Here is an 18,362-nt window from a genome sequence, read left to right on the forward strand (position 1 = left end):
CCCGCCGCCCGCAACTGCGCCATGCAGCTGACGCAAACGCAGCAGGGGAGAGCGCGCACGTGCCCGATATTATCGCCAACGGTATCACCATCCATTATGACGACCACGGGCCCAGGGACGCCGATCCGATCCTGCTGATCATGGGCTTCGGCGCGCAGATGACGCTGTGGCCGCAGGAACTGGTCGATGCGCTGGTCGGGCACGGTTTCCGCGTCATCCGGCACGACAACCGCGATATCGGGCTCAGCCACAAGTTCGACGGGGTCAAGGCCCCCGGCATGGTGCGCATGGCACTGATGCGCAAATTCGGCTTCAAGCCCAAGGCGCCCTATGGCCTGCATGACATGGCTGATGACAGCGCCGGGCTGCTCGAGGCACTCGGCATCGAGCGCGCGCATATCGTGGGCGGCAGCATGGGCGGGATGATCGCGCAGCATGTCGCCGCGCGCCATCCGCACAAGACGAAGACGCTGACCTCGATCTTCTCGACCACCGGCCATCCCAAGCTGCCGGCGGCCAAGAAGGAAGCGATGGAAGTGCTGGTCAAGCGCCCCGCCTCGCTCGACGAGGAAGTGCTGGTCGCCCACGGCAAGAAGGTCTCGCGCACTATCGGCAGCCCCGGCTATCCCTCTTCGGAAGAGCGGCTGGAGGCCAATGTGCGCGCCGCTGTGCGCCGCAGCGTCTATCCCGAAGGCCCATTGCGCCAGATGGCGGCGATCATTGCCGACGGTGACCGGACCAATATGCTGAAGGACATCACTGCCCCCACGCTGGTGCTGCATGGCGAAGACGATCCCCTGATCCCTGTCGCCCACGGTCACGCCACGGCGGCGGCGATTCCCGGCGCCAGGATCAAGACCATTCCCGGCTGGGGGCACGACCTGCCGGTCGATCTGGTGGACGAGCTGGCGGCGGAGATCGCCGCACATGCCAACGGAGCTGGCTAGGAATCGGACTCGTTGGCTTGCTGCAGCGTCGCTTTGCGGCGTTGCAGTTCAGTGCGCAGCCACGCCCACCAGAGGCCGTTGACCGGCCCCGAGATCATCCATGCGTTGCGATCGGTGATAAAGGGGATATCGGGCAGGGCAATGAACTGCGCCGCCGCCGCGCAGCTCAACGCGAACCACGCTAGCGCCAGCCAGCCGAGAGTGCGTTCGTAATGCAGCGCGAAGCGCACCAGCGGGTTTAGCAGACGATCCGGCATTTTCATTTCCCCACCCGATCTGATTCCGAAATTGCGCGTCAGGCTAGCGAAAAAACACCGCTTGAGTCGAAAGATTCAATCACCACATTTTTCTTCACAGATTGATTTTGGGGCTTGCGCGCTGCGCGACTCAAGCTTTTCCCGCGCGTCGCTGCGTATGAGAAGGGCAATACACCTGCCGGTGGACCGCGCAGGTGCCATTAATTCTTCATTTACCCACTTGCGCCGGAGTCGCGCCTGATTCAGTATCTAGTGGTTCGCCGACAGCGCGAGCCCCAAAACCTAGTCCAATTGGCCCGCCAGTGCGGATTCCCGCACTTGGGAAAGGAGTCGGTCCGGCAAGGGGGCGGAGGGGCTTTCCTGTGGGTGAATCGGGGGACAGTCAGGGGACGGCAAAAGCACCACTTCTGGCTTTCTGTCATAGCGACGGGCTCTTCGGGAATCGCTCTCGGATTGGCGCTCGACGGGGCAGAACGAATATGGAACAAAGGGCGACTCGCGAGTCGCTCGTTAGATGAGAGCGGGGCAAGGAAAGATGGATTTCAAGGCAGGGGACGACCGGGTGATGGACGCGGATTTGTTGAGCGGCACGGAAGAAGCGACGGAATCCCCCACCGCAAGCCCCGCCAAGAAGGCAGTGAAAATGGAAACGCAGGATACGGGTAGCGACGAACTGGTGGCGGATGCCGCCGCAGGCGCCATGGCGGAAGTCGCCAAGGCTGTCGCAGCACAGGATTCCAAGTCCAAGGGGGAAGACAGCAAGAAGATCAACGATCGCCGCTTCACGATTCAGACCGACGAATCGCGTGACGCGCTGCTGACCGAATTCGGCAAGGAAACGCTGATCGACCGCTACCTGCTGCCGGGTGAGAATTTCCAGGACCTGTTCGCCCGCGTCGCCGACGCCTATGCCGACGACCAGGATCATGCCCAGCGGCTCTACGACTACATCTCGCAGCTGTGGTTCATGCCGGCCACCCCGGTGCTCTCCAACGGCGGCACCAACCGCGGCCTGCCGATCTCGTGCTACCTCAACTCGGTCTCGGACAGCCTCGACGGCATCGTCGGCACCTGGAACGAGAATGTCTGGCTGGCTTCCAAGGGCGGCGGCATCGGCACCTATTGGGGCAATGTCCGCGGCATTGGCGAGCCGGTCGGCCTCAACGGCAAGACCAGCGGCATCATCCCCTTCGTCCGGGTGATGGATTCGCTCACGCTGGCGATTTCGCAGGGCAGCCTGCGGCGCGGTTCGGCCGCTTGCTACATCGACATCCACCATCCGGAGATCGAGGAATTCCTCGAGATCCGCAAACCTTCGGGCGACTTCAACCGCAAGGCATTGAACCTGCACCACGGCGTGCTTATCACCGACGAGTTCATGGAAGCTGTGCGGAGCGGCAGCGAATTCAACCTGATCTCGCCCAAGACCGGCGAAGTGCGCGGCAAGGTCGATGCCCGCGCGCTGTTCCAGAAGCTGGTCGAGACCCGCCTCGCCACGGGCGAGCCCTATATCGTCTTCTCCGACACGGTGAACCGGATGATGCCCAAGCATCACCGCGATCTCGGCCTCAAGGTCTCGACTTCCAACCTGTGCTCGGAAATCACCCTGCCCACGGGGGTCGACCATTTGGGCAACGATCGCACCGCCGTGTGCTGCCTCAGCTCATTGAACCTCGAGAAGTGGGACGAGTGGAACGGCGAGCGTGCCTTCGTCGAGGACGTCATGCGCTTCCTCGACAACGTGCTGCAGGACTATATCGACCGCGCTCCGGAAGAGATGGCCCGCGCAAAATACTCCGCCATGCGCGAACGTTCGGTCGGCATGGGGGTGATGGGCTTCCACTCCTTCCTCCAGTCGAAGGGGCTGCCGCTCGAAGGGCCGATGGCCAAGGCGTGGAACCTCAAGATGTTCCAGCACATCAGCGCCAAGGCCAACGAAGCATCGATGGTGCTGGCCGAGGAACGCGGGCCGTGCCCCGACGCCGCCGACATGGGCGCGATGGAACGCTTCAGCTGCAAGATGGCGATCGCGCCGACCGCCTCGATCAGCATCATCTGCGGCGGCACCAGCGCCTGCATCGAGCCGATCCCGGCCAATATCTATACCCACAAGACGCTGTCGGGCAGCTTCATCGTCAAGAACCCGTACCTGGAAAAGCTGCTGCGCAAGAAGAGCAAAGATTCGGTCGCGGTGTGGAACTCGATCCTCGAGAAGGGCGGCTCGGTCGCGCATCTCGATTTCCTCACCCCGGACGAGAAGGCGGTGTTCAAGACCAGCTTCGAAATCGACCAGCGCTATCTGCTCGAATTCGCCGCCGACCGTTCGCCCTATATCGACCAGGCCCAGTCGCTGAACCTGTTCATCCCGGCCGATGTCGACAAGTGGGACCTCGCCATGCTGCACTTCCAAGCGTGGGAGAAGGGCATCAAATCGCTCTATTACCTCCGCTCGAAATCGGTGCAACGCGCCGGTTTCGCCGGCGGGGTGGAGGCGGACAACACGGCTGACGCGCCCAAGATCGAACTCAATGCGGGCGAGCAGACCGATTACGAGGAGTGCCTGAGCTGCCAGTAAAGGGTTGAGGGTCGCACCATGAACAACGCCGTTCGCAACCCAGGTTGCCTTATTGTCGGTGCTATAGTCGCAGTGCTGATAATCCCCGTTCTGTTACTGGCGTGGCCACAATACCGGGTCTATTCCGAACGCCTCGCCGGGGAGGCGGCGCTCGCTGAAGCCCAGTCGTCGCGCAAGGTCGCCATTCTCGAGGCCGAAGCGAAAAAGGAAAGCGCGATCGCGCTGGCCGAAGCGGAAGTGATCCGGGCCGAGGGCGCGGCCAAGGCCAACCGAATCCTCCAAGATTCTCTCGGTGGCCCGGACGGCTATCTCCGTTACCTCCAGATACAGGCTCTGGAGGATACTGAAGCCAGCCTCATCTATGTCCCGACGGAGGCGGGCTTGCCAGTGACGGAGTCAAGGCGAGTGGGGCAGTAGGCGATGGAGCGAGCGGCCGCCAAGGGTGTTGTAGTCATCGCCGCCACTCTCCTCCTCGCCGCCTGCGCCTCGCAAAGCGACGCCGGGGTCGCCAGGGAAGCGGGCAGCCCCGGCTTCTGGTGGGGGCTGTGGCACGGGTTCATTTTCCCGTGGTCGTTCATCGGCTCGCTGTTCAGCCCCGATATCGCGGTCTACGCCGTGCCCAATCGCGGCGGGTGGTACGATTTCGGCTTCTTCCTCGGCATCACCGTGCTCGGCGGAGGCAGCTTCTTCGGTTCGAAGAAGCGCAGGAAGGACTGATCCCCGAGGACGGCGTGCATAGGAAACCCCGGCCCCGCGCCACCCGTTGAGGACAGGGAAGCAGGGACCGGGGGGTGCCGCCCGTCCCGCTATGGGGACAGGGGCATCATGGGCGCGATAGCCAGTTGCTGCGCTCAGGCGCCCATGCTGGCCTTGTTGCCCAGGCCCGCAGGGATGCGGGTATCCTGTTTCAGCCAAGCGCGGTTTTCGTCGATCTTCTCGACATCGTCCACGCGCAGGAAGTGGTGCATATCGTCGGCGCTGTCCGATTTGGTCAGCTTGATCTTGTCGCCCTCGACTTCGTCGACCGTCCCGACATGCTGTCCGGCAGCGTTGACGACTTCCATGTGTTCCTTGATACGAATCTTCTCGAACATGAGAGACTCCTTTCTCTTTCAATTGCTTACATTGAACCAACGGGCGGAAACGGCATACGTTCCGCAACTCGTCGGGGCTCAGCAACGGCTCGGGGAAAGATAATGGGCCGCTAACCGGCGAGGCGGTCAATCCGCAGTTCGATTTTCTCGGAAGACACCACCCGATTGCGCCCGTCGCTCTTGGCGCGATAGAGTGCGCGATCGGCGCGGGCGGTCAGTTCGCCAAGGTCGACCTTGGCCTCCGGTCCGGCCGAGGCGAGGCCGATGCTGGTCGTGATGCGCTGGGACAGATTGTCGCGCACCGGGATATCGAGCGCGCAGATCGCGCCGCGCACGTCCTCGGCGAGGCGCTCGGCCTCGGCCACCGAAACGGAGTGGAAGGCGGCGATGAACTCCTCGCCGCCGAAGCGGGCGACGATGCCATCGACGCCGCTGAAGCCGGCCTCGAGGCAACGCCCGACATGGCGTAGCGCGCGGTCGCCGGCCTGGTGGCCGAACTCGTCGTTGAAGCGCTTGAAGTGATCGAGGTCGATCATCATCACCGTGACCGACAGCCCCGGTGCGCGCGTCGATGCCGCAAAGCGGTTGTCGAAGCTGCTGCGGAACGAGCGGCGGTTGGCTAGGCCGGTCAACGCATCGCTTTCCGACAGTTCGCGCAGGATCCGCACATTCTGCTCCAGCTCGGCGCGGGTGAAGCTGTCGCGCAGGCCAAAGAGGAAATTGCGCGCCGCGGTTTCGCTGTGGCGCACCGCAATCACCAGCGCCGCCCCGCCGACCAGCAGCGTCATCACCATATGCTCGAGCATGAGCAGCGGAGGCAAGGCTTGCGGCCCCATGCCGACGCCCAGCACCGCCAGGCAGTAGACCCCGGCAAACACGACCAACTCTTCGCGCTGGTAGGGCAGCAGCATCAGCGCCATCGCCAGCATCAAGGTGGTCGACATGGTATAGCGCGTCGCCGTCGCCGGGTCGGCGAAACCCGCGAGGTGGACCACGATCGCCGCGAAGGCGATCAGCGTGTAGCCCACCGCCAGCTTGAGCTGCCCCAGCGGCATCTTGCGGGCAAAGGCAATGCTGATCGCTGCCACCGGCATCACCAGCAAGGCCCGCAGCAAGGCCCCCCGCGCCATGTTGTCCGGTATGATCAGGAAATCGAGCGCGATCGAGAGCAGGGTGACGAGCAGGCCGACGATCTGCAGGTGGCGCAGCTCCCGCCGTCCGGTGTCGCGCCGGTCCTCGGCATAGGCCTCGCGCAGCAGCTTGGGCCAGGCCGCGACGCGCGACCGCTGCGCCACGGCAAGCTCCACCGCTTCCTCCAGCGGAGTGCGGCGCGGCATGGACGGGGCGGCGGTCATCGAACGAAAGGCGATCCTGTTGCAAATCCGCTTGCCGCACGCGGGGATGTCTGCCCTATCCGGCCGGCGACAAGTCAGGGGGAATCTGTCGCAGAAATGTGTTAAGGCGGGGTTTGTATCGGCCCCCGCAAGCGGCCTGTCCGAAGGCCCCCGAAAGGGGTGGAAAAGACCCCGACTTTCGGCCGGGCTTGCTATCGAATCACCGATGTGATTCCTATGTTGGAAATTCACGCCGATCCGTTGGAGACACAAGATGTCGTTGCTCGAAGCCCGCAAGACCTACAAGCCCTTTGAATATCCGTGGGCTTACGAGTTCTGGAAACGGCAGCAGCAGATCCACTGGATGCCGGAAGAAGTACCGCTGGGCGAGGATTGCCGCGACTGGGCGCAGAAGATCTCCGAGCACGAGCGCAACCTGCTCACCCAGATTTTCCGCTTCTTCACCCAGGCCGATGTCGAGGTGCAGAACTGCTACCACGAACATTACGGCCGCGTGTTCAAGCCGACCGAGATCAAGATGATGCTCGCGGCCTTCTCCAACATGGAAACGGTCCACATCGCGGCCTACTCGCACCTGCTCGACACCATCGGCATGCCCGAGGCGGAATACAGCGCCTTCCTCGAATACGAGGAGATGAAGGACAAGCACGATTACCTGCAGCAGTTCGGGGTTGATACCGACGAGGATATCGCCCGCACGCTGGCGGTGTTCGGCGGCTTCACCGAAGGGATGCAGCTGTTCGCCAGCTTCGCCATGCTGATGAACTTCCCGCGCTTCAACAAGATGAAGGGCATGGGCCAGATCGTCAGCTGGTCGGTCCGCGACGAGAGCTTGCACTGCGAAGGCATCGTCCGCCTGTTCCACGAATTCGTGCGCGAGCGGGACTGCCTGACCAAGGCGGTCAAGGAAGACATCATCGACATCTGCCAGAAGACCGTGCGGCTGGAAGACAACTTCATCGACCTGGCGTTCGAGATGGGCCCCGTCAGCGGCATGAGCGCCAAGGAGATCAAGCGCTATATCCGCTACATCGCGGACTGGCGCCTGGGCCAGCTGGGCCTGCAGCCGATCTACATGATCGAGGACCACCCGCTCCCCTGGCTCGCCCCGCTGCTCAACGGGGTGGAACACGCCAACTTCTTCGAAACCCGCGCGACCGAATATTCCAAGGCCGCGACCAAGGGCAACTGGAACGACGTGTGGTCAAGCTTCGACAAGCGCCAGAAAGCCAAGGCCGCGAACGAGGAAGACGCTGCGGTTGACGAGGGGCCGGACATGTTTGGTGAGACGGCCAGCGGGAGTGTGGCGGCGGAGTAGGGTGATTGAAACTCTCACTAAGCAACTATCGATGTTTCGCGAGGACACCGGACATTGAGGTTCGCCCGCTCACACTGATTGTTGGCGAAAACAGTTCAGGCAAAACATCGTTAATGGCAGCCCTTCGATTCAGCCTCGAGCTCTCCCGCTCTCCCGCCAGTTCTTTCTTCAACGTTTATCCATTCGATCTCGGGCCATATGACGACATCGTTCATCAGTCTGGAGAGATTTCGACAACCAAGCGCTTCTCTTTGTGCATCGAAAAGTATGTTAGGTTGGCCGATGCTCGATATTTTCCGCATCCACATGAAAATGACAAGAGAGACTATTTAGTTAAAACTACTTTCTTCTTCAAATCAAACTATGGCGACACCGTTCTCTCAAGTGTCCGTCTGGAGTGTGAAGAAGATCAAATGGATGTTCGCTTCGATGACGTTATGCGAGTTACAATAGTCTCTGGCGAATTTCGTTCCGAGATGTCGCAGCCCAATATGTTTGGACAAGGATCGGCAAACTCCGCGGTCAGCCTTCAGAATTCATTTTATCTTCTCATGGGGCTGCGGTTTAGAGCTGACGAAGAGAAGAAGAGCTCAATCGAAAAGCAGAAGATACAATTTTTCGCAAGTCTTTACGATGCTTTTCTGTCCGACAACCATCATGTGGTTGCCACCCCGCCTGTGCGATCAGTTCCGAGAAAGGTTTATACCGCATCTGACGACTCTTCCATTGAGAGGGGCGAGAGCGCTCCGCATGAATTGAGTAAAATTAAGAGATCGGATAAGAAAAGATGGGTAAAGCTCAATCGTGAACTTAATAGAATGGGTAAGCAGTCGGGACTTTTCAGCAAACTAGATGTGAAAAAGCTTACACAACAGGACTCTGGTCCTTTCCAGTTGAAGGTAACTGTGCGCGGACGCTCTACGCCAATCGCGGACGTCGGCTATGGAGTGAGTCAATCTCTACCAATATTTGCAGACATAATTAATCACAAGGGTAGCAAATCAGCTCTACTGCTCCAACAGCCTGAAGTGCACTTGCATCCACGAGCTCAGGCAGAGCTAGGGACTATTTTTGCCGAGTATGTAGCGGCGAGTTCACGCGGGGTCGTCATTGCAGAAACCCATAGCGATCATTTAATCGATCGACTTCGAATTGAGGTGCGGGAGGGGCGGCTGAACTCAAATTTGGTAAACATGGTGTTTCTGGAGCCAGGTGTTGAGGAGGTTGCTGTTCATCAATTAAATTTGGACGGACAAGGGAATATTATCGGCGCTCCCGCAGCATACAGGAGTTTCTTCATCCGCGAGCAAGAGCGCGTTCTCGGGTTCTAATGCCTATCGTGATTGACGCAAATGCGGCAAATGGCCTCGCAGCCGCGGGTTGTGACACTAGTCGTGCTCTGATTAATTGGGTGCGATCTGGTGGGATAGTAGAGAGTGGGGGACACCTACAGACTGAACTAAGGAGGACGAATATTCGGAATCTTTTGGCGCAATGGAGCGCGGCCGGCCGACTCTTCGTTTATCCGTCCAGTCAGGTAGAAGCGACACAAAATGAAGTGTCACCGTCCTGCAAGTCAGATGATCCCCATGTCGTTGCTATATTGAAGATTGGCCGATCGCAGATCTTGGTCTCAGGCGATGTTGATTTGCATGCCGATGCGCGAGATATAAATTTGGTTGGGAAGAAATGCAAAATTGTCAATTTCAGAGATGGCTCGTTTTCGAACGTTAGAGTTGTTCGAAGTTTGCTGCGGAATTTTGGTTGACCACATAAGGTTGAAGTTTCTAAGTGCCTTATGAACACATCTTCGCAGCGGGCCAATCGGCACCGCGTAGCAATCCATCCGCCGCTCCGGCCTCTCGTGCCAGCTGACATTCACCGCCCATAGCTGGCGCTGCTGGCTGACTGCTGGCGCGTGGCCCACCCCCGGCCGCTGTTCCTTCGGAACGCCTTCGGCTCCGCGCGGGCGGGAGGGGAGAAGAGGGTCCCATTCCTTACTTAACGGTACAACAAGGTCCCCCTCCCGCTTGCGGGAGGGGTTAGGGGTGGGCGCGGGGCCACTCACGTCGCTTTGCCCGCCCTGCTGCGGCTAGGCGGCAGAGCCGCCAAGTCTCGCTTCCCTCCTGCGGGCGGGAGGGACCTAGCGGCGCAGCTTTTCGATCTCCTGCTGGATGGCGCGGGCTACGGCCTCTGCATCCTGCATCACATCGGCATTGGTGAAGTGCAGTACGTGGTAGCCGCGCGCCTTGAGGTCGGCATCGCGGCGGACGTCGCGGTCGGGATCGACATCGTGGCTGTGGCCGTCGAGCTCGATCACCAGCCTGAGCTCGCGGCAGAGGAAATCGGCGAACCACGGGCCGACGGGCATCTGGCGGCTGAACTTCACCCCCAGGCCCGAGCGCCCGAGAAATTCCCACAGCCGCCGCTCGGCCGGGGTGGCGGCGTTGCGCAGCTCGCGCGCGCGGCTGGTGTTGCGGGGTTGCCAGTCGGGCATAGGGTGTTTTTGCCCACCCCTAACCCCTCCCGCAAGCGGGAGGGGGACGTTGAAGCTCCGTTGCGTCGATATTGGCGCAATCTTCCCCCTTCCCGCTTGCGGGAGGGGCCGGGGGGTGGGCGCGGCGCGCACGGTTCTCACCGCCAGTAATCCCGCCGCTCGGCCCCGTCGAAACCGGCCCGAGCGCAGGCAGCAGCGCTTGAAACCTCTTCCCTGAACCGCACGGGCACGGGTCTTCGCGCCCGAGTTTCTCGAGCAGTTCGATCGCGCCGCCTTTGATGCTGCGAACCCCGCGCTTGACCTTCGTCTCGCTGGGGAAGCCCTTACGCCGCTTGGACGTCCGCTCGAAAGCAGGGGAGGGCATCGTGGTCGTGATGCTTTGGCATGGTCGCCTCCTTCTCTTGGCTGAGGGCGGCGCGCCTAGCGCGCCGGACGGGCGCAGGCAAGGGCGCAACCCCACCCAAACTTGATCCAGCTCAAAGCCGCGCCGCCTTTCCTGCCGCATGGTGTCTCCACCAGCCACGCCGCAGGAGAGGCACTTTCATGTCGCAGCACACCCCCAACGAGCTTACCGAGGTCTTCAAGCGCGATCGCGACCTGCTCACCCGGCTCAAGCAGGACGATGCCCGTTTCGCCCGGCTGGCGGAGGAGTATCACGCAGTGAACCGCGAGGTGCACCGGATCGAGGCCGAGGTCGACGCGGCCAGCGACGAGCGCACCGAGCAGCTCAAGCGCCAGCGGCTGGGCCTGCTGGACGAGATGACCGCCACCGTCACCAGGGCCCGCGCCGCCGCCTGACGCGGCGCGCCCGCGCCGTCAGCGTTGGGGCACGCGGTCGCGGATGCGGTCGAACCCGGCTTTGATATTGGCAAAGCGCGCCTCGATGTAGGGTTCGAACTGGGTGTCGGTGAAGATGTAGTCCCAATTGCCCTCGATCCCCTCGCGCACCAGTTCTCCGACATAGCGCGGGTCGATTCCATGCTCGATCGCGGCGCGGGCCTGCTGGACCAGTTCGGGCGCGTCGGCATCCTCGCTGACCTGCTCGATCGTGCCGAAGCGTTCGGGCAGGTTGCGGCGCGAATCCATGATCCGGGTGCGGATGAAGCCCGGGCACAGCACGGAAACCCCGATGCCGCGCGGGGCGAGATCGACCCGCAGGCCCTCGCTCAAGGCAACGACGCCGTATTTGGTGACGTTGTAGGACGGGCCGGTCGCGGCGATCAGCCCGGCGATGCTGGCGGTGTTGACGATCTGCCCGCCTTCGCCGTGGCGTTCCATCAGCGGGCCGAAGATCTCGATCCCCCACACCACGCTCATCAGATTGACCCCCAGCGCCCAGTTCCAGCTCGCATCGGTCCAGTCGCCATAGCCCCCGCCGCCGCCGACCCCGGCGTTGTTGACGAGGATATGGACCTTGCCGAAGCGGGCGATGGTCTCTTCGGCCGCCCCGCGCAACTCTTCCTTGAGGCTGACGTCGGCACGCACCCCCGCGACATCCGCGTTGGTGCCCGCGAGGCCTGCCACCGCGTCGTCGAGCGCGAGCTGGTCGATGTCGCACAGCATCACCTTGACCCCGGCGGTGGCCAGCGCCTGCACTATACCCAGCCCGATCCCGGACCCCGCTCCGGTGACGAATGCGATCTTGCCTTCGAGTTGCTGCATGTTGCTTCTCCCTCCGGCTGCTGCATGGACCGCGAGGGCGACGCAGGCAATGCCGCATACGCAGGTGTCCGGGGGTGGGCTAGTCTCGTCGATCCTCGCCGCTGCGGCGTTCATGCTTGCGGCGTTCGGGCCCGTCGTAAGGCAGGTCGGCCTTGCGACGGTCACCTTCCCTCCGGTCGCCACCGCGGCGTTCGCCCTTGCTCTTGCCAATATCGTTTCCGTGAGCGGTCATGCCAGTCTCCATGCTGCCAATTGAACGGTCGCGCGTTGGGCTGCGACCGGAATGCGCCCGATATTTGCAGGATTTGTAACACGTTTGCCGCGCCGCGCTATCCCGTTGTACTTGCTCTTTCCCCATGCTTTGCTTGGCCTTTGGTCGCAGTTGTGCCAGCATCCGCTGCAAGGGTCGCTCCTACGGCGGATAAGGGGCGGGATATGGCAGGCGGCTTGGGGCGGCGGGCGCACAGCCCGGAAGAGATGATCGTCAACATGGGCGCGCTGATGGAAGGCGACCGGCCGAACCATCGCAGCTGGGCGCCACCTCCCGAAGGATCGCCCCGCGATGTCTTCATCACCAGCTGGGGCAAGAGCGGCACCACCATGATGCAGCAGATGTTCCACCAGATTCGCATGGTCGCCGCCACCGGCGCGGGCGACATGGCCTTCGACGACATCAGCCGGATGACCCCGTGGGAAGATACCGCCTTCATGCTCGATCTCGACATGACCATGCCGCAGCGTGCCGCCCCGCGCGGCTTCAAGTCGCACCGCGAATATGAGCGGTTACCGGCGGGGCAGCGCTATGTCGTGACGCTGCGCGATCCGAGGGAATGTTACGTCTCGTTCTACCGCTTTTTCGACGGCTGGCACATCGAGAGCGGCGCGCTGACGCTGGAGCAGTTCTGGCCGCTGTTCATGGGCGGGGGGCCGGGCGGCTGTGACTACTGGACCCACCTGCTAAGCTGGTGGGCGCGGCGGGATGAGGAAGACAGCCTGGTCGCGTCCTACCGCTGGGCGGCGAAGAACCGACGGGCGATGATCGGGCGGCTGGCGGACTTCCTCGAGCTGGCGCTCGATACGGCGCAGGTCGATATTGTCGAGGAGATGAGCTCGCGCACGTTCATGCACGCGCACAAGGACCGCTTCGACGACGCCATGATGTGCGCCCTGATGGAACAGCGGCTCGGCATCCCGGCCGACAGCGATTCGACCAAAGTGCAGGCGGAGGGAAGCAGGGCGGAGGCGCTGCCGCCAGCACTCGCCGAACGGCTCGATGCGATCTGGGCCGAACGTGTTGCGCCGGTGACCGGGCATGCCGATTTCGCCTCGCTCGGCAGGGAGCTGGACGAGCGGATGGGGCCGGAGGTCTGAATCCCGGTACCGCCTTGCGCCCGCCCTGCCGGGAGGGCTACGATGTCCGGGGTTGCCGGACCCCGCCGGCGACGCAACCGGAGAATGCCGATGAAACCGCCGATCCCAGCCCTCCTGCCCGCCGTCCTGTTGATGGGCCTTGCCGCCTGTTCCGAACCCGCCGAGCCGACCTACGAAGTCGATGCGACCGACGAGAGCGGCGGCGAACTGATCGCGACCACGCCGGATCCCGATGCGGTGCCGGTCGACACGCCGGACGTGAAAATGACGAATATTCCGCCGGATGCCACGCCTGCCGCGGGCAGGGAAGAGAAAGCACCCGGCACCGAGTGAGGCCGCTTCCGCAGGGAATCGCAGCAGGGCGCGCCGAACCGGCTCTCTATCTGCACCACTCCACGCGGGAACTGGCCCAGCTGCTGTCTTCGGCCAGGCCCTGAGCGACCATCTCTTCGCTCAGCCATTCGTCGCGGCCGCCGGTCACGCGCCACGCGGCGCGCAACTCGCGGCCATATTTGTCGTGCGCCGGGTCGTCGCCGCCGTCGATATAGAACGGCCCGCGGTTGAGCCAGGCGAGCAGCGCACCGCGTGCTTCGCGAGCCTTGAGCCGCTCGTCCTCGCACGTCCCGTCTAGCTCGGGCGCGTCGAAGCCGGTCAGGCGGATGCGGCGGTCGCCATAGGCAATGGTGTCGCCATCGATGACGCAGGCCCCGGTGTCGTGGACCCCGCAGAGCGAAAACTTCGCCTCGGTCAGCGTGGCGTTGCGCAGCGATGTCGGCATCCCGCTGAGCCACAAGCTCACGCCGATAATGGCGGCGACCACCAGCCACGGCCGCAGCGCGCGCGAGCGGGCGGACCAGCGTCGCTGGCGCTGCCATTTGCGGTCGAACTGCGGGGGACGGATCACGGCCATGCGCCGCCCCTACACCAGCGCTGACCGGGTTGCATCGCGCGCTTCCCTATTTCCCACGCCTGCGCTAGGCGCGGCGCGTCTCCAACGAGGACCTGCAATGGCCGATAGCGCGACCGAACCCAACATGCTGGCAAAAGCCGAAGTGCTGATCGAGGCGCTGCCCTATTTCCAGCGCTACGCCGGGCGCACTTTCGTGGTCAAATACGGCGGCCACGCGATGGGGGATCCGGAGGCAGCGAAGGATTTCGCCGAGGATATCGTACTGCTGAAGGCGGTCGGCATCAATCCGGTGGTGGTCCACGGCGGCGGGCCGCAGATCGGCGCCATGCTCAAGAAGCTGGGGGTCGAAAGCACTTTCGTCGATGGGCTCCGGGTGACCGACAAGGCCACCGCCGAAGTGGCCGAAATGGTCCTCTCCGGCGCGATCAACAAGGAACTGGTCGGCTGGATCGCAGGGGCAGGCGGCAAGGCGATCGGGATTTCGGGCAAGGACGGCGGGCTGGTGACGGCGCGCAAGGTCGAGCGGACCACGCGCGACCCCGACAGCAATATCGAGCAGGTGGTCGATCTCGGCTTTGTCGGCGAGCCGAGCCATGTCGATACCACGATCCTCGATACCGCGGTGGCCGCCGGGATGATCCCCATCGTCGCGCCGATCGGCGCGGGCGAGGACGGGCACACCTACAACATCAATGCCGATACCATGGCCGGCGCGATTGCGGCGGCGCTGGGCGCGGCGCGGCTGTTCCTGCTGACGGATGTGCAGGGCGTGCTCGACAAGCAGGGCACGCTGCTGACCGATCTTACCCCCGCGCAGATCGCCGCGCTCAAGGCTGACGGCACGATTCAAGGCGGGATGATCCCCAAGCTGGAGACCTGCGTTCATGCGGTCGAGGCCGGATGCGAGGCGGCGGTGGTGCTCGACGGGCGGGTGCCGCATGCCATGCTGCTGGAATTCTTCACCGCGCGCGGCGCGGGAACGCTGATCCGCGCGGAAGATTGAAGCAGGGTACCAAGCGTATTATATTGTTGATACACCCTCGCGGTCTCGGGTAGGGTCCTGCCAAGACTGCCCCACTCGGTTCGAAAGGTAAGCAAGCTTTGCTGCTCTACACAATTTACCAGATCCTCGAGGTCATCACCAACGTCTTCGTGATGCTGATCATCGTGCAGTTCATCATCGGGCTGCTGCTGGCATTCAACGTCATCAATACCAGCAACCAGTTCATCGTGGCGATCTATCAGTCGATCAACTCGCTGCTGGAACCGGTGCTGGCCCCGATCCGGCGGGTTATGCCGAGCACCGGCGCGATCGACTTCTCACCGCTGGTGCTGCTGATCGGCCTGCAAGTGGTGATGATCATCCTCTGGAACGTGATCACGGCGACGGCATGACCGCAGCGATCATCGACGGGAAGGCCTTCGCCGCCAAACTGCGCGAGCGGGTGGGCGAGCTGGCCGCGGGCTTCGAGGCGCAGGCGGGCCGCAAGGCGGGCCTCGCCGTGGTGCTGGTGGGCGATGATCCCGCGAGCCAGGTCTATGTCGCCTCCAAGGCCAAGCAGACGGTCGCTTGCGGCATGGCGAGCTTCGAGCATCGTCTGCCCGCCGACACGTCGCAGGGCGACCTCGAGGCGCTGGTCGACCGTCTCAACGCTGATCCCTCAGTCGACGGTATCCTGGTGCAACTGCCGCTGCCCAAAGGTCTCGATGAGCAGGCCGTGGTCGCGCGGATCAGCCCGGACAAGGATGTCGACGGGCTGACCCCGACCAGCACCGGGCGGCTCGCGCTCGGCTTGCCGGGGCTCGTGCCATGTACCCCGCTCGGCTCGCTGATGCTCTTGAAGGACCGGCTGGGCGATCTTTCCGGGATGGATGCGGTGGTGATCGGTCGCTCGATCCTCGTCGGCAAGCCGATGGCGCAGCTGCTGCTGGCCGAGAATTGCACCGTCACCGTGGCCCACAGCCGCACCCGCGACCTGCCCGACGTCGTCCGGCGCGCCGATATCGTCGTTGCTGCCGTGGGCCGGGCCGAGATGGTCAAGCCCGACTGGCTCAAGCCCGGGGCGACGGTGATCGATGTCGGGATCAACCGTCTGCCGCCCGAGCCGGGGGCGGAAAAGGGCCGGCTGGTGGGCGATGTCGATTATGCCGGTGCCAGCGAAGTAGCGGGCGCAATCACCCCGGTTCCGGGCGGGGTCGGCCCGATGACCATTGCCGTGCTGCTCAGGAACACGCTGGTGGCGGCGCATCGCAATGCGGGGCTGGCGGTTCCGGCAGAGCTTTAGGCTTACAAGTTCGGCGCGAAGGGTTAGGGGGAGCGAATGCTGAAAGCCGTTTCCGCCGTCGCCCTTGCCGCCCTGCTCGCCTCCTGCGCCGGCGGCCCGCCCCGCACCCCGCGCGGATTTATCGATTATGCGCTGGCAAATTCGCCGAACAACGCGAGCCCGGGCAAGATCGTCGCGGCCGAACTCGCCTTCGCTCGCCTCGCGCGCGAGAAAGGGCAGTGGACCGCTTTCCGCGAATTCGCGACCGACGATGCGGTGATGTTCGTGCCCGAACCGGTCAATGCCCGCGACTGGCTGGCGAACCAGAAGGACCCGGCGGAGGCCGTGCAATGGCAGCCGCACCAGGTCTGGATGAGCTGCGACGGGTCGATGGCGGTGACCAAGGGCGCGTGGCAGCGGCCCGACGGCAGCTTCGGCTATTTCACCAGGGTTTGGGAACGGCAGCAGGACGGCGAGTACAAATGGGTGCTCGACCAGGGCGATGTGCTGGCAGAGCCGCTCGCGGAGCCGGATATCGTTCAGAGCACAGTGGCGGATTGCAGCCTGCAGCCCGCCCAAACTATTCCTTACCCGGAGCAGCCCACGCAGAAGAAGTTTTCCGGCGTGTCGGATGATGGACGATTGAAGTGGGACATGCGTGTCGCGCAGGATCGGGCGCGCAAGCTCATTGTCTCGATCTGGTCCGGAACCCAATGGAGTGTGGCACTCACCAGCGATGTGGCTGCCCCCACGACCAAGCCATGACCGAACTCTTCATCTCCGCCTTCATCACCCTGTTCGTGGTGATCGACCCGCCGGGTTGCGCCCCGATCTATGCCGGACTGACCAAGGGCGCCTCGCCCGCGCAGGCGCGCAGCATGGCCTTGCGTGCCACGGTGATCGCCTCGATCATCCTGCTGATCTTCGCGTTGTTCGGGCAGCAATTGCTGGCCGCGCTGCATATCGAGCTCGACAGCTTCCGCATTGCCGGCGGGCTGATGCTGTTCTTCATCGCCTTCGACATGGTGTTCGAAAAGCGCACCCAGCGCCGCGAGGAACGCGCCGAGAAGATCGCCGCCACGCCGGAGATCGAAGACGTCTCGGTCTTCCCCATGGCCATGCCGATGCTGGCAGGTCCCGGAGCGATCGCGGCGATCATGCTGCTGATGAACGAGGCGCCTCACTGGAACGGGCGGCTGGTGGTGCTCGGTGCTCTGGGCGCGGTGCTACTGATCACCGCCGCGGCGCTGGTTGCCGCCGGCCCGCTGATCCGTGTGCTGGGCGACCGGGTCGAGGCGGTCATCACTCGCCTTCTCGGCGTGTTGCTCGCAGCACTGGCCGCGCAATATGTGATCGACGGGCTCAAGAACAGCTTCGGGATTTAGGGGCTGGAAACGGTCGCAATGCGACCGCAAGGCCGACCGGCCGCCCGGAGGGGTGGCCCCGCAGGGGTCGGGCCCCCGGAGGACAGCCAAGCCGACGGAGGTCGGCGCCGGCGCTTGAGGCTATTGAAGAGTCACCCGATCATCGTCGCCATCGCGGCGGCCGAAGAAGTACATTAGCTGGATCAGCAGTTCGCAGCGCGCGGCAAGGTCGGGCGCTTCGAGTAGCGCCTGCTTGCTGGCCTGGTCGAACGGGGCGATCTGGCTGACGCCGTTGATCAGGGTCTGGTCGTCGAGGTTCTGGACCGAATCCCAGTCCACCGCATAACCCTGCGCATCGGCGAAGCGGCGCGCCTCGTGCTCGAACCCGGCGCGCTCGATGTGGCTCAGCACCTGGTCGCCGTCTTCGGGGATCAGTTCGGCCTCGATCTGGCGGAACGGGGTCTGGACATCGAGTTCGCGCAGCAGGCGGAAACGGCTCTCGCCTTCGAGGATGAGGTTGTAGCGCCCGTCATCGAGCGCCTCGATCTCGTCGATCCTGCCGACACAGCCCACCGTATAGAGCGGCGCGCCTTCGACCGCTTCCTGCGGCTGGATCATCGCGATCCGCCGGTCGCGTGCCAGGGCATCGCCGACCAGCGAGCGGTAGCGCGGCTCGAAGATATGCAGCGGCAGGTGCAGCCCTGGAAACAGGATCGCGCCGGAAAGGGGGAATATGGAGAGGCGCATG

At 63.4% G+C, this 18,362-nt stretch carries 24 protein-coding genes; 14 read left to right on the top strand and 10 right to left on the bottom strand.

Translation table 11 applies throughout. From position 1 onward, the window contains the following. Positions 1-59 precede the first annotated feature (59 nt). On the top strand, positions 60-947 hold the full coding sequence (locus LY632_RS03990; protein ID WP_234092516.1) for an alpha/beta fold hydrolase: 888 nt from the start codon (positions 60-62) through the stop codon (positions 945-947). Here the strand turns inward: LY632_RS03990 and LY632_RS03995 are convergent. Continuing rightward, on the bottom strand, positions 944-1,204 hold the full coding sequence (locus tag LY632_RS03995) for a hypothetical protein (RefSeq protein WP_234092517.1): 261 nt from the start codon (positions 1,202-1,204) through the stop codon (positions 944-946). The genes LY632_RS03990 and LY632_RS03995 overlap by 4 nt on opposite strands. Positions 1,205-1,739: 535 nt before the next feature. Between LY632_RS03995 and LY632_RS04000 the strand changes: the two genes are divergently transcribed. Genes LY632_RS04000 through LY632_RS04010 form a run of 3 tightly spaced genes read left to right on the top strand, consistent with a single transcriptional unit; the run spans position 1,740 to position 4,496 of the window. Next, a complete protein-coding gene (locus tag LY632_RS04000) occupies positions 1,740-3,779 on the top strand; it encodes a ribonucleoside-diphosphate reductase subunit alpha (RefSeq protein WP_234092518.1) in 2,040 nt (679 codons plus the stop codon). Positions 3,780-3,797: 18 nt separating this feature from the next. Continuing rightward, the gene (locus LY632_RS04005; RefSeq protein ID WP_234092519.1) at positions 3,798-4,196 is read left to right on the top strand and encodes a membrane protease subunit; all 399 of its coding nucleotides are present in this window, start codon (positions 3,798-3,800) and stop codon (positions 4,194-4,196) included. A gap of 3 nt (positions 4,197-4,199) precedes the next feature. Continuing rightward, positions 4,200-4,496 (top strand): hypothetical protein, encoded by a 297-nt coding sequence (locus LY632_RS04010; protein WP_234092520.1) that lies wholly within the window; start codon positions 4,200-4,202, stop codon positions 4,494-4,496. Between the two features lie 134 nt (positions 4,497-4,630). On the opposite strand, the gene LY632_RS04015 is transcribed toward LY632_RS04010, so the two are convergent. Then, entirely contained in the window at positions 4,631-4,873 is a 243-nt protein-coding gene (locus LY632_RS04015) for a DUF2171 domain-containing protein (protein ID WP_234092521.1), read from the bottom strand. 110 nt (positions 4,874-4,983) lie between these two features. Continuing rightward, complete coding sequence (locus LY632_RS04020) at positions 4,984-6,228, bottom strand: diguanylate cyclase (RefSeq protein WP_234092522.1); 1,245 nt, start codon at positions 6,226-6,228, stop codon at positions 4,984-4,986. Positions 6,229-6,481: 253 nt separating this feature from the next. On the opposite strand from LY632_RS04020, the gene LY632_RS04025 reads away from it, so the two are divergent. Both LY632_RS04025 and LY632_RS04030 read left to right on the top strand, forming a co-directional pair. Beyond that, on the top strand, positions 6,482-7,546 hold the full coding sequence (locus LY632_RS04025) for a ribonucleotide-diphosphate reductase subunit beta (protein WP_234092523.1): 1,065 nt from the start codon (positions 6,482-6,484) through the stop codon (positions 7,544-7,546). Positions 7,547-7,551: 5 nt separating this feature from the next. Continuing rightward, positions 7,552-8,877, top strand: a complete 1,326-nt coding sequence (locus LY632_RS04030; RefSeq protein WP_234092524.1) for an AAA family ATPase — start codon at positions 7,552-7,554, stop codon at positions 8,875-8,877. A 302-nt stretch (positions 8,878-9,179) separates the two neighbouring features. Here the strand turns inward: LY632_RS04030 and LY632_RS04035 are convergent, their stop codons facing one another. From LY632_RS04035 to LY632_RS14355, 3 genes are all read right to left on the bottom strand, one after another. Then, a complete protein-coding gene (locus tag LY632_RS04035; RefSeq protein ID WP_234092525.1) occupies positions 9,180-9,473 on the bottom strand; it encodes a hypothetical protein in 294 nt (97 codons plus the stop codon). A 216-nt stretch (positions 9,474-9,689) separates the two neighbouring features. Next, a complete protein-coding gene (locus tag LY632_RS04040; RefSeq protein WP_234092526.1) occupies positions 9,690-10,043 on the bottom strand; it encodes an endonuclease domain-containing protein in 354 nt (117 codons plus the stop codon). Between the two features lie 19 nt (positions 10,044-10,062). Continuing rightward, positions 10,063-10,548 (bottom strand): SEC-C metal-binding domain-containing protein, encoded by a 486-nt coding sequence (locus tag LY632_RS14355; protein WP_370636555.1) that lies wholly within the window; start codon positions 10,546-10,548, stop codon positions 10,063-10,065. Positions 10,549-10,586: 38 nt separating this feature from the next. On the opposite strand from LY632_RS14355, the gene LY632_RS04045 reads away from it, so the two are divergent. Further along, a complete protein-coding gene (locus LY632_RS04045; protein ID WP_234092527.1) occupies positions 10,587-10,841 on the top strand; it encodes a YdcH family protein in 255 nt (84 codons plus the stop codon). Between the two features lie 18 nt (positions 10,842-10,859). Here LY632_RS04045 and LY632_RS04050 read toward each other — a convergent pair whose 3' ends face one another. Next, the gene (locus tag LY632_RS04050) at positions 10,860-11,705 is read right to left on the bottom strand and encodes an SDR family NAD(P)-dependent oxidoreductase (protein WP_234092528.1); all 846 of its coding nucleotides are present in this window, start codon (positions 11,703-11,705) and stop codon (positions 10,860-10,862) included. A 79-nt stretch (positions 11,706-11,784) separates the two neighbouring features. Then, positions 11,785-11,937 (bottom strand): hypothetical protein, encoded by a 153-nt coding sequence (locus LY632_RS04055; RefSeq protein WP_234092529.1) that lies wholly within the window; start codon positions 11,935-11,937, stop codon positions 11,785-11,787. 203 nt (positions 11,938-12,140) lie between these two features. Here LY632_RS04055 and LY632_RS04060 point away from each other — a divergent pair, with 203 nt between their 5' ends. Together LY632_RS04060 and LY632_RS04065 are read left to right on the top strand one after the other, a co-directional pair. Then, positions 12,141-13,076: a sulfotransferase domain-containing protein gene (locus tag LY632_RS04060; protein WP_234092530.1), complete on the top strand. Its 936-nt coding sequence runs from the start codon at positions 12,141-12,143 to the stop codon at positions 13,074-13,076. Between the two features lie 90 nt (positions 13,077-13,166). Further along, positions 13,167-13,409 (top strand): hypothetical protein, encoded by a 243-nt coding sequence (locus LY632_RS04065; RefSeq protein WP_234092531.1) that lies wholly within the window; start codon positions 13,167-13,169, stop codon positions 13,407-13,409. A gap of 46 nt (positions 13,410-13,455) precedes the next feature. Here LY632_RS04065 and LY632_RS04070 read toward each other — a convergent pair whose 3' ends face one another. Next, positions 13,456-13,986: a thermonuclease family protein gene (locus LY632_RS04070; protein ID WP_234092532.1), complete on the bottom strand. Its 531-nt coding sequence runs from the start codon at positions 13,984-13,986 to the stop codon at positions 13,456-13,458. A gap of 97 nt (positions 13,987-14,083) precedes the next feature. Here LY632_RS04070 and argB point away from each other — a divergent pair, with 97 nt between their 5' ends. The 5 genes from argB (at position 14,084) to LY632_RS04095 (ending at position 17,635) form a co-directional block, all read left to right on the top strand. Beyond that, positions 14,084-14,989 (top strand): acetylglutamate kinase, encoded by a 906-nt coding sequence (gene argB, locus LY632_RS04075; RefSeq protein ID WP_234092533.1) that lies wholly within the window; start codon positions 14,084-14,086, stop codon positions 14,987-14,989. 98 nt (positions 14,990-15,087) lie between these two features. Continuing rightward, positions 15,088-15,381 (top strand): YggT family protein, encoded by a 294-nt coding sequence (locus LY632_RS04080; protein ID WP_234092534.1) that lies wholly within the window; start codon positions 15,088-15,090, stop codon positions 15,379-15,381. After that, complete coding sequence (gene folD, locus LY632_RS04085) at positions 15,378-16,271, top strand: bifunctional methylenetetrahydrofolate dehydrogenase/methenyltetrahydrofolate cyclohydrolase FolD (RefSeq protein WP_234092535.1); 894 nt, start codon at positions 15,378-15,380, stop codon at positions 16,269-16,271. Before LY632_RS04080 ends, folD begins: the two co-directional genes overlap by 4 nt. Before the next feature lie 36 nt (positions 16,272-16,307). After that, positions 16,308-17,015 carry a hypothetical protein gene (locus tag LY632_RS04090; protein ID WP_234092536.1) on the top strand — a complete coding sequence of 236 codons (708 nt, stop codon included), beginning with the start codon at positions 16,308-16,310 and terminating at the stop codon, positions 17,013-17,015. Then, on the top strand, positions 17,012-17,635 hold the full coding sequence (locus tag LY632_RS04095; RefSeq protein WP_234092537.1) for a MarC family protein: 624 nt from the start codon (positions 17,012-17,014) through the stop codon (positions 17,633-17,635). The genes LY632_RS04090 and LY632_RS04095 overlap by 4 nt, the downstream gene beginning before the upstream one ends. A 120-nt stretch (positions 17,636-17,755) precedes the next feature. Here LY632_RS04095 and LY632_RS04100 read toward each other — a convergent pair whose 3' ends face one another. After that, positions 17,756-18,361: an LON peptidase substrate-binding domain-containing protein gene (locus LY632_RS04100; protein ID WP_234092538.1), complete on the bottom strand. Its 606-nt coding sequence runs from the start codon at positions 18,359-18,361 to the stop codon at positions 17,756-17,758. Position 18,362: the final 1 nt, after the last annotated feature.

The sequence above is a fragment of the Erythrobacter sp. SDW2 genome (assembly GCF_021431965.1).
In the GTDB taxonomy this organism is placed as follows: Bacteria; Pseudomonadota; Alphaproteobacteria; order Sphingomonadales; family Sphingomonadaceae; genus Parerythrobacter.

What these genes read in the sequence shown, in the direction of transcription:
- LY632_RS03995 (WP_234092517.1), bottom strand. Translation starts at nt 1,204, where the DNA reads ATGCCGGATCGTCTGCTAAACCCGCTGGTGCGCTTCGCGCTGCATTAC.
- LY632_RS04000 (WP_234092518.1), top strand. Translation starts at nt 1,740, where the DNA reads ATGGATTTCAAGGCAGGGGACGACCGGGTGATGGACGCGGATTTGTTG.
- LY632_RS04005 (WP_234092519.1), top strand. Translation starts at nt 3,798, where the DNA reads ATGAACAACGCCGTTCGCAACCCAGGTTGCCTTATTGTCGGTGCTATA.
- LY632_RS04010 (WP_234092520.1), top strand. Translation starts at nt 4,200, where the DNA reads ATGGAGCGAGCGGCCGCCAAGGGTGTTGTAGTCATCGCCGCCACTCTC.
- LY632_RS04015 (WP_234092521.1), bottom strand. Translation starts at nt 4,873, where the DNA reads ATGTTCGAGAAGATTCGTATCAAGGAACACATGGAAGTCGTCAACGCT.
- LY632_RS04020 (WP_234092522.1), bottom strand. Translation starts at nt 6,228, where the DNA reads ATGACCGCCGCCCCGTCCATGCCGCGCCGCACTCCGCTGGAGGAAGCG.
- LY632_RS04025 (WP_234092523.1), top strand. Translation starts at nt 6,482, where the DNA reads ATGTCGTTGCTCGAAGCCCGCAAGACCTACAAGCCCTTTGAATATCCG.
- LY632_RS04040 (WP_234092526.1), bottom strand. Translation starts at nt 10,043, where the DNA reads ATGCCCGACTGGCAACCCCGCAACACCAGCCGCGCGCGCGAGCTGCGC.
- LY632_RS14355 (WP_370636555.1), bottom strand. Translation starts at nt 10,548, where the DNA reads ATGCGGCAGGAAAGGCGGCGCGGCTTTGAGCTGGATCAAGTTTGGGTG.
- LY632_RS04045 (WP_234092527.1), top strand. Translation starts at nt 10,587, where the DNA reads ATGTCGCAGCACACCCCCAACGAGCTTACCGAGGTCTTCAAGCGCGAT.
- LY632_RS04050 (WP_234092528.1), bottom strand. Translation starts at nt 11,705, where the DNA reads ATGCAGCAACTCGAAGGCAAGATCGCATTCGTCACCGGAGCGGGGTCC.
- LY632_RS04055 (WP_234092529.1), bottom strand. Translation starts at nt 11,937, where the DNA reads ATGACCGCTCACGGAAACGATATTGGCAAGAGCAAGGGCGAACGCCGC.
- LY632_RS04060 (WP_234092530.1), top strand. Translation starts at nt 12,141, where the DNA reads ATGGCAGGCGGCTTGGGGCGGCGGGCGCACAGCCCGGAAGAGATGATC.
- LY632_RS04065 (WP_234092531.1), top strand. Translation starts at nt 13,167, where the DNA reads ATGAAACCGCCGATCCCAGCCCTCCTGCCCGCCGTCCTGTTGATGGGC.
- LY632_RS04070 (WP_234092532.1), bottom strand. Translation starts at nt 13,986, where the DNA reads ATGGCCGTGATCCGTCCCCCGCAGTTCGACCGCAAATGGCAGCGCCAG.
- argB (WP_234092533.1), top strand. Translation starts at nt 14,084, where the DNA reads ATGGCCGATAGCGCGACCGAACCCAACATGCTGGCAAAAGCCGAAGTG.
- folD (WP_234092535.1), top strand. Translation starts at nt 15,378, where the DNA reads ATGACCGCAGCGATCATCGACGGGAAGGCCTTCGCCGCCAAACTGCGC.
- LY632_RS04090 (WP_234092536.1), top strand. Translation starts at nt 16,308, where the DNA reads ATGCTGAAAGCCGTTTCCGCCGTCGCCCTTGCCGCCCTGCTCGCCTCC.
- LY632_RS04095 (WP_234092537.1), top strand. Translation starts at nt 17,012, where the DNA reads ATGACCGAACTCTTCATCTCCGCCTTCATCACCCTGTTCGTGGTGATC.
- LY632_RS04100 (WP_234092538.1), bottom strand. Translation starts at nt 18,361, where the DNA reads ATGCGCCTCTCCATATTCCCCCTTTCCGGCGCGATCCTGTTTCCAGGG.